4 protein-coding genes are annotated in these 7,338 nt (G+C 67.3%); all 4 read left to right on the forward strand.

Features of this window, described 5'->3' with window-relative positions; genetic code table 11:
* Positions 1-890 precede the first annotated feature (890 nt).
* The 4 genes from B8460_RS14015 to B8460_RS14030 all read left to right on the forward strand — a co-directional run bounded on the left by B8460_RS14015 (position 891) and on the right by B8460_RS14030 (position 7,291).
* Complete coding sequence (locus tag B8460_RS14015; protein WP_048862231.1) at positions 891-2,837, forward strand: PrkA family serine protein kinase; 1,947 nt, start codon at positions 891-893, stop codon at positions 2,835-2,837.
* A gap of 85 nt (positions 2,838-2,922) precedes the next feature.
* Positions 2,923-4,242: a YeaH/YhbH family protein gene (locus B8460_RS14020; protein ID WP_048862232.1), complete on the forward strand. Its 1,320-nt coding sequence runs from the start codon at positions 2,923-2,925 to the stop codon at positions 4,240-4,242.
* A gap of 1 nt (position 4,243) precedes the next feature.
* Complete coding sequence (locus B8460_RS14025) at positions 4,244-5,791, forward strand: SpoVR family protein (protein WP_048862233.1); 1,548 nt, start codon at positions 4,244-4,246, stop codon at positions 5,789-5,791.
* Positions 5,792-5,956: 165 nt separating this feature from the next.
* Positions 5,957-7,291: a retropepsin-like aspartic protease gene (locus B8460_RS14030; RefSeq protein ID WP_158322859.1), complete on the forward strand. Its 1,335-nt coding sequence runs from the start codon at positions 5,957-5,959 to the stop codon at positions 7,289-7,291.
* The last annotated feature ends 47 nt before the right edge of the window (positions 7,292-7,338 follow it).

Here is a 7,338-nt window from a genome sequence, read left to right on the forward strand (position 1 = left end):
GCGGCTGCCTTCGGCGCGGTGGCCTTGGCGGCGGCGGGCTTGTCGCCGGCGCCGGCCGGCTTGGCGGCAGATTTGGCAGGCTTGGCGCTGTTGGCCATCGGTTCCGTCCCCGGTTTGCTGCGGTTCGTCGGCGTCGCCCCGACGTTACCCGCATGTGTCGCCCAGATGGCGATTCCTGCAATGCGGAACCGTGCGTGTCGAGGCGATTGGCAAAGCGGGATGAAAAAAATCCCCCGGCGCACCGGGGACCGTGCCCGGACGTTACTCATCCTTAAAGTGCGGACGCTCAGCATCATGGTGCAGGTGCGCCATGATGCCGGCGCGACGCGGCGCCGGCTAGGAGAGGCCAGCCAGGAGAGGGATGACACGCATCGACCGCATGGCCATGCCACGAGGCACGACGGTTTCGCATGGATCGACCGGCCGCCGGGACGGCGTGCGACCGACGGGCGGGCGCGGCGTTGAATGCGGTGACGGGCGGCGCGTCGGCCGGTGCATCGGGCGGCCCATCGGCCGCTGCGGCGGGCAAAGCGACGCTGGACACGCGCACGCGCATGGGTGGCACACTATATGCGTAGACTGGGCCGTGCGTCAGCAGCGTCAATGGCGGGCGGCCCGGCCGCGACAGCGAGAGGTGCCCGACATGCGCGCCCGATTGTTGCCATCCGGCGGGACCAGCCTTGCGAAGGTCCCGCCCGCGCCGACATCGCATCCTGCCGTGCCGCATGGCGACGGGGTGTCGCCGGTCGCGGCCGGGCGTGACAAACCCGGTCGGGAGGTCGCGGGCGCGGACGTCGCGCGACGGATAAAACAGTTACCGCGTGGCAGTCGATCGGCTACCGTGACCGACGTGTCGCGACGCACGAGTGTTCATTAGTCTGGAGTGGCCTATGCCCTTCGCCGAAGAACTCTTCTCGTCATACACGCGCGCCTATGAATCGCGGCGCGAGACGGACATGTCGCTCGCGGATTATCTCGATCTGTGCCGGCGCGATCCGATGGCGTACGCGTCCGCCCCCGAACGCATCCTCGCCGCGATCGGCGAGCCGGAGATGGTGGACACGGCGCGCGACGCGCGACGCGGGCGCATCTTCATGAACCGCACCATGCGCGTGTATCCGGCCTTCGCCGAGTTCTATGGCATGGAGGAGACGGTCGAGCGCATCGTCGGCTTCTTCCGCCACGCCGCGCAGGGGTTGGAGGAGCGCAAGCAGATCCTCTATCTGCTCGGCCCGGTCGGCGGCGGCAAATCGTCGCTCGCGGAGCGGCTGAAGGCGCTGATGGAGCAGTATCCCATCTATGCGCTGAAGGCCGGGCAGGAGATCAGCCCGGTGTTCGAAAGCCCGCTCGGCCTGTTCAACCCGGAGCAGATGGGTCCGGTGCTGGAGGAGCAGTACGGCATCCCGCGCCGGCGCCTCAACGGCCTGATGTCGCCGTGGTGCATCAAGCGGCTCGACGAGTTCGGCGGCGACATCAGCCGCTTCCGCGTCGTGCGCATCACGCCGTCGCGCCAGCGCCAGATCGCGATCGCCAAGACCGAGCCGGGCGACGAGAACAACCAGGACATCTCCTCGCTCGTCGGCAAGGTCGATATCCGCAAGCTCGAGATGCACGCGCAGAACGACCCGGACGCCTACAGCTATTCCGGCGGCCTGAACCGCGCCAACCAGGGCATCCTCGAGTTCGTCGAGATGTTCAAGGCGCCGATCAAGATGCTGCATCCGCTGCTGACCGCGACGCAGGAAGGCAACTACATCGGCACCGAGAATATCGGCGCCATTCCGTTCAACGGCCTGATCCTCGCGCACTCGAACGAGGCGGAGTGGCAGAGCTTCAAGAACAACCGCAACAACGAAGCCTTCATCGACCGCATCTACGTCATCAAGGTGCCGTACTGCCTGCGGGTGACGGAGGAGCAGAAGATCTATGAGAAGCTCGTCTCCAGCTCCGAGCTGAGCGGCGCGCCCTGCGCGCCCGGCACGCTGGAGATGCTGGCGCGCTTCTCCGTGCTGTCGCGGCTGCGCAAGCACGAGAACTCGACGATGTATTCCAAGATGCGCGTCTATGACGGCGAAAGCCTCAAGGAGACCGATCCCCGCGCGCGCAGCATCCAGGAATACCGCGACGCCGCCGGCCCGGACGAGGGGATGGACGGCGCGTCCACGCGGTTCGCATTCAAGGTGCTGGCGGCGACCTTCAACCACGACACGACGGAGATCGCCGCCGATCCGGTGCATCTGATGTACGTGCTCGAACAGTCGATCCGCCGCGAGCAGCTGCCCGAGGATACCGAGAAGCGCTACCTGGAGTTCATCAAGGGCGAGCTGGCGCCGCGCTATGCCGAGTTCATCGGCAACGAGATCCAGAAAGCCTATCTGGAGAGCTATCACGACTACGGACAGAACCTGTTCGACCGCTACGTGTCGTATGCCGATGCCTGGATCGAGGATCAGGACTTCAAGGACCCGGACACCGGGCAGCTGCTGAACCGCGAGCTGCTGAACCAGGAGCTGACCAAGATCGAGAAGCCGGCCGGCATCGCCAACCCCAAGGATTTCCGCAACGAGGTGGTGAAGTTCAGCCTGCGCGCCCGCGCCAACAACAACGGCCGCAACCCGACCTGGACCAGCTACGAGAAGATCCGCGAGGTGATCGAGCGGCGGATGTTCAGCCAGGTGGAGGAACTGCTGCCGGTCATCAGCTTCGGCTCGAAGAAGGACAGCGACAGCGAGAAGAAGCACGGCGAGTTCGTCGAGCGCATGGTCTCGCGCGGCTATACCGAGCGGCAGGTGCGCCGGCTGGTGGAGTGGTACATGCGCGTCAAGCAGGCCGGCTGAGGGAACCGGCCGCACGCGGCGCCCGCCCGGCGACCATAGCGGCGGCGGGCACGCAGCGGGCACACGGAAAGCGGGCACACGGGACATGCAGATCGTCGATCGCCGGCTCAATCCCGGCGGCAGAAGCCTCGCCAACCGCCAGCGCTTCATGCGCCGCGCGAAATCGCTGATCCGCCGCGCGGTCCATGAAAGCTCCGGCGAGCGGAGCATCAAGGACGCCGATCAGGCGGGCGAGGTCTCGCTGCCGACCGAGGGCGTGCACGAGCCGTCGTTCCGCCGCGGGCGGAGCGGCGGCGTGCGCGACTACGTGCTGCCGGGCAACAAGGACTATCAGGAAGGCGACACCATCGCGCGGCCGAACAACGGCGGGGGCGGCCGCGGGTCCGAGGGCTCGCCCGACGGCGAGGGACAGGACGATTTCCGCTTCGCCCTCAGCCACGACGAGTTCGTGGACCTGTTCCTGGAAGACCTCGAGCTGCCCGACCTCGCCAAGCGCAACGTCACCAAGACCGAAAGCGTGACGTGGCACCGCGCGGGCTATTCGGTGACGGGTTCGCCCGCCAACCTCGCGCTGATGCGCACGGTGCGCAACGGCCTGTCGCGGCGCATCGCGCTCAAGCGCCCCAAGCGCGGCGAGATCGAGGCGCTGGAGGCGGAGATCGCGGGGCTGGAGGCGAGCGGCGAGGACCCGCTGCGCCTGACGTCGCTGCGCGACGACCTCGCGCGCGCGCGGCGGCGTGCCAGCCGCATCCCCTATATCGACCCGCTCGACGTGCGCTACCGCACGTTCCAAAGCTCGCCCAAGCCGATCGCGCAGGCGGTGATGTTCTGCCTGATGGACGTGTCCGGCTCCATGACGGAGCACATGAAGGACCTCGCGAAGCGGTTCTACGTGCTGCTGTACATCTTCCTCAAGCGGCGGTACAAGCACGTGGACATCGTGTTCATCCGCCACACGCATCTGGCGCAGGAAGTGGACGAGGACACGTTCTTCCACTCGCCCGAGACCGGCGGCACCGTGGTGTCCACCGCGCTCGAGGAGATGATCCGCGTCATGCGCGAGCGCTATCACCCCGAGGACTGGAACATCTACGGCGCGCAGGCATCCGACGGCGACAACACGAGTTCGGACAACGAGCGCACGGCCTCGCTCCTGACCGATCACATCCTGCCGTCGTGCCAGTACTACGCCTATCTGGAGGTCGGGCGCGAGGGTGAGCATTTCCCGCCCGGCTTCGCGCGGCGGCATTCGGATCTGTGGCAGACCTATTCGATGGTGGTCGCGACCGGCGCGCCGATGGCGATGCGCAAGGTCAACCACCGGCGCGACATCTTCCCCGTCTTCCGCGAGCTGTTCAGCCGCAAGCCGAAGGCGGGTGCCGCGGCCGAACGGGTGGACGCCTGAGATGGGCGACCTGCTGTTCGAAGGCGCGGAGTGGACGTTCGACACGCTGCGCCGCTGCCACGACGCCGCCGCCGAGGTGGCGTCCAACGTCCTCGGCCTCGACACCTATCCGAACCAGATCGAGGTGATCAGCGCCGAGCAGATGCTGGACGCCTATTCGTCGATCGGCATGCCGCTGTTCTATCGTCACTGGTCGTTCGGCAAGCATTTCGCCCGCAACGAGGGACTGTACCGCGCCGGCATGCAGGGGCTGGCCTACGAGATCGTCATCAACTCCAACCCGTGCCTCTCCTATGTCATGGAGGAGAACACGGCGATGATGCAGACCCTGGTGATCGCGCACGCGGCGTTCGGCCACAACCACTTCTTCAAGAACAACTACCTGTTCAAGCAGTGGACGGACGCGGACGGCATCCTGGATTACCTCGAGTTCGCCAAGAGCTATATCTCGCAATGCGAGGAACGCTATGGCGAGGCGGCGGTGGAGAGCCTGCTGGACGCGGCGCATGCGCTGATGAGCCACGGCGTGCATCGCTATCCGCGCCGCCGCCCCGCCGACCTGCGCAGCGAGCAGCGGCGCGAGCGCGACCGCCGCGCGCACGAGGAGGCGATGTACAACGACCTCTGGCGCACCGTGCCGCGCGGCAAGGCGGCGGCCGGCGACAACCGCGTCGAGGAACGCCGTCGCGCGCTTTTGCAGCTGCCGCAGGAGAACATCCTGTATTTCCTGGAGAAAAGCGCGCCGCGGCTGGCGCCCTGGCAGCGCGAGGTGCTGCGCATCGTGCGCCAGATCGCGCAGTATTTCTATCCGCAGGGCCAGACCAAGGTGATGAACGAGGGCTGCGCCACCTATGTCCATTACCGCATCATGACGCATCTGCATGAGCATGGGCGGCTGACGGACGGCGCGTGGATGGAGTTCCTGCACAGCCACACCAACGTCGTCTTCCAGCCCGAATACGACGACCGGCGCTATTCCGGCATCAATCCGTACGCGCTCGGCTATGCGATGATGGAGGATATCGCGCGCATCGTGCGCACGCCGACCGACGAGGACCGCGCATGGTTCCCCGACATCGCCGGCACCGGCGACGAGATGGCGGTGCTGCGCGACGTATGGGCGAATTACCGCGACGAGAGCTTCATCCTGCAGTTCCTCAGCCCGAAGCTGATCCGGCAGATGCGCATCTTCGACGTGCTCGACGACGCCAACGAGCCGGAGATGCGGGTGATGGCGATCCATGACGAGCGCGGCTACCGGCGCATCCAGCGGGCGCTGGCCAAGCAGTACGACGTCGCGTGGACGACGCCCGACATACAGGTGGCGGACGTCAACCTCGCCGGCGACCGGCGGCTGATCCTGCATCACCGCGCGCTCAACCGCGTACTGCTCGACGAGGGCGACACGCGGCTGGTGCTGCAGCATCTCGCCGATCTGTGGGGCTATGACGTGCTGCTCAAGGAAGTCGATCCGGGCAACGAGGCGGTGCTGAAGGAACACGCCGCCTCCCCCCGCGGCAACATCCTGCGCCAGGACGCGCTGATCTGACGCACGCGGGCCTCGCGCCCGATTGCCCTGCGTAAGACGCCGATGCCGGCTTCGCATGCCGGCCGGCGCCGTTCCGCCGCGTCAACGCAGGGACACGCCACCCCGCCCCTGTCCCCGGCCGCAAATCGGTTACGATCGGGTCCAGGAAACGCGGATGTCGGAACAATGCGATCTTACGGAGCCTGCCTCGCCGCCCTGATGCTCGTCGCGGCACCGCCCGGCCTCGCGCAGGAGGCGGCCAGGGGCACGGCCGCACCGGCGTCCGCCGGTCAGCTCTTCCAGGCCGGGCAATTCGAGCAAGCCGGCGCGCGCTACGCCCGCATCGTGACGGGCGACCCCGGGGACTACACGGCGGTGCTCAACCTCGGCCGCGTCGCGCTGCTCGCCAACCGCCTCGACGACGCCGAGACATGGTTCGGCAAGGCGATCGCGCTCCGCCCCCATGCGGCGGAGCCCAAGGTGATGCGCGCGGCGGCGTATTATCGCAGTTATGAGTTCGAGAAGGCGGCCGCGGCGCTGGAGGGTGTCGATCTCGCGCACGACCGGCTGGTCATCGCGCAATACCCCACCCTGGATGTCGCCCAGCTGCGCAGCTTTCGCGGGCAGACGCCGTATGAGGTGCAGGGCGCGGGGCAGAGCATCAACGTCAAGCTCCTGCGCACGGACCCGCTGCCGCTGGTCAGCGTGCGGGTGAACGGCGGCGCGCCGGTCACCTTCTTCATCGACACCGGCGGTTCGGAGATCGTGCTCGACACCGCCTTTGCCCGCGAGCTGGGCGTCCCGCAATTCGGCGCGGTGACGGGCACCTTCTCCGGCGGGCAGCACGCCGAGGTGAAGCAGGGGCGGATCGATGCGCTGGCGATCGGCGGTTGGACGGTGCGCAACCTGCCCGTCGCGATGATGCCCCTGCGCCAGCTTTCGAAAGGGCTGGAAGCGACGCGCATCGACGGCATCGTTGGCACGACCTTTCTCTATCATTTCCTGGCGACGCTCGATTACCCCGCCGGCACGCTGATCCTGCGCCGGAAGGCCCCGGCGAGCCCGCGGCAGGTCGGGGCGGCGCCGGACCATGACGGGAAGACGACCGTCGCGGTGCCGTTCTGGATCGCGGGGGATCATTTCATGGTCGGCTGGGGACAGGTGGAGACGCTGCCGCCGACCCTGCTCTTCGTCGATACCGGGCTCACCGGCGCGGGGGTCAAGCTCGCGGAATCGGTGATCCACCGGGCCGGCATCACGCTGGAGGAGGACAAGGCCGAGGCCGGGGCCGGCGGGGCGGGAAACCTCAGGATCGTGCCCTATACGGTGCGCCGCCTGTCGTTCGGCGAGGCCAGCGAGCAGAACGTCCCGGGACTCTATGATGGTCCGTTTCCCTGGGAGACCCTGTTCGGCTTCCACCTCGCCGGGATGGTCGGCCACGACTTCTTCAAGCGCTATGCCGTAACGTTCGATTTCCAAAACATGAGGATCATCCTGACGCGGCCGCGGCGCGGCGGGTGAAGCGGGCGTAGAGGAAGGATTGCACCGCGCCGCCGGGCGTGCGGTGC

The sequence above is a fragment of the Acidisphaera rubrifaciens HS-AP3 genome (genome assembly GCF_000964365.1).
GTDB lineage: Bacteria > Pseudomonadota > Alphaproteobacteria > Acetobacterales > Acetobacteraceae > Acidisphaera > Acidisphaera rubrifaciens.

What these genes read in the sequence shown, in the direction of transcription:
- B8460_RS14030 (WP_158322859.1), top strand. Translation starts at nt 5,957, where the DNA reads ATGCGATCTTACGGAGCCTGCCTCGCCGCCCTGATGCTCGTCGCGGCA.
- B8460_RS14025 (WP_048862233.1), top strand. Translation starts at nt 4,244, where the DNA reads ATGGGCGACCTGCTGTTCGAAGGCGCGGAGTGGACGTTCGACACGCTG.
- B8460_RS14020 (WP_048862232.1), top strand. Translation starts at nt 2,923, where the DNA reads ATGCAGATCGTCGATCGCCGGCTCAATCCCGGCGGCAGAAGCCTCGCC.
- B8460_RS14015 (WP_048862231.1), top strand. Translation starts at nt 891, where the DNA reads ATGCCCTTCGCCGAAGAACTCTTCTCGTCATACACGCGCGCCTATGAA.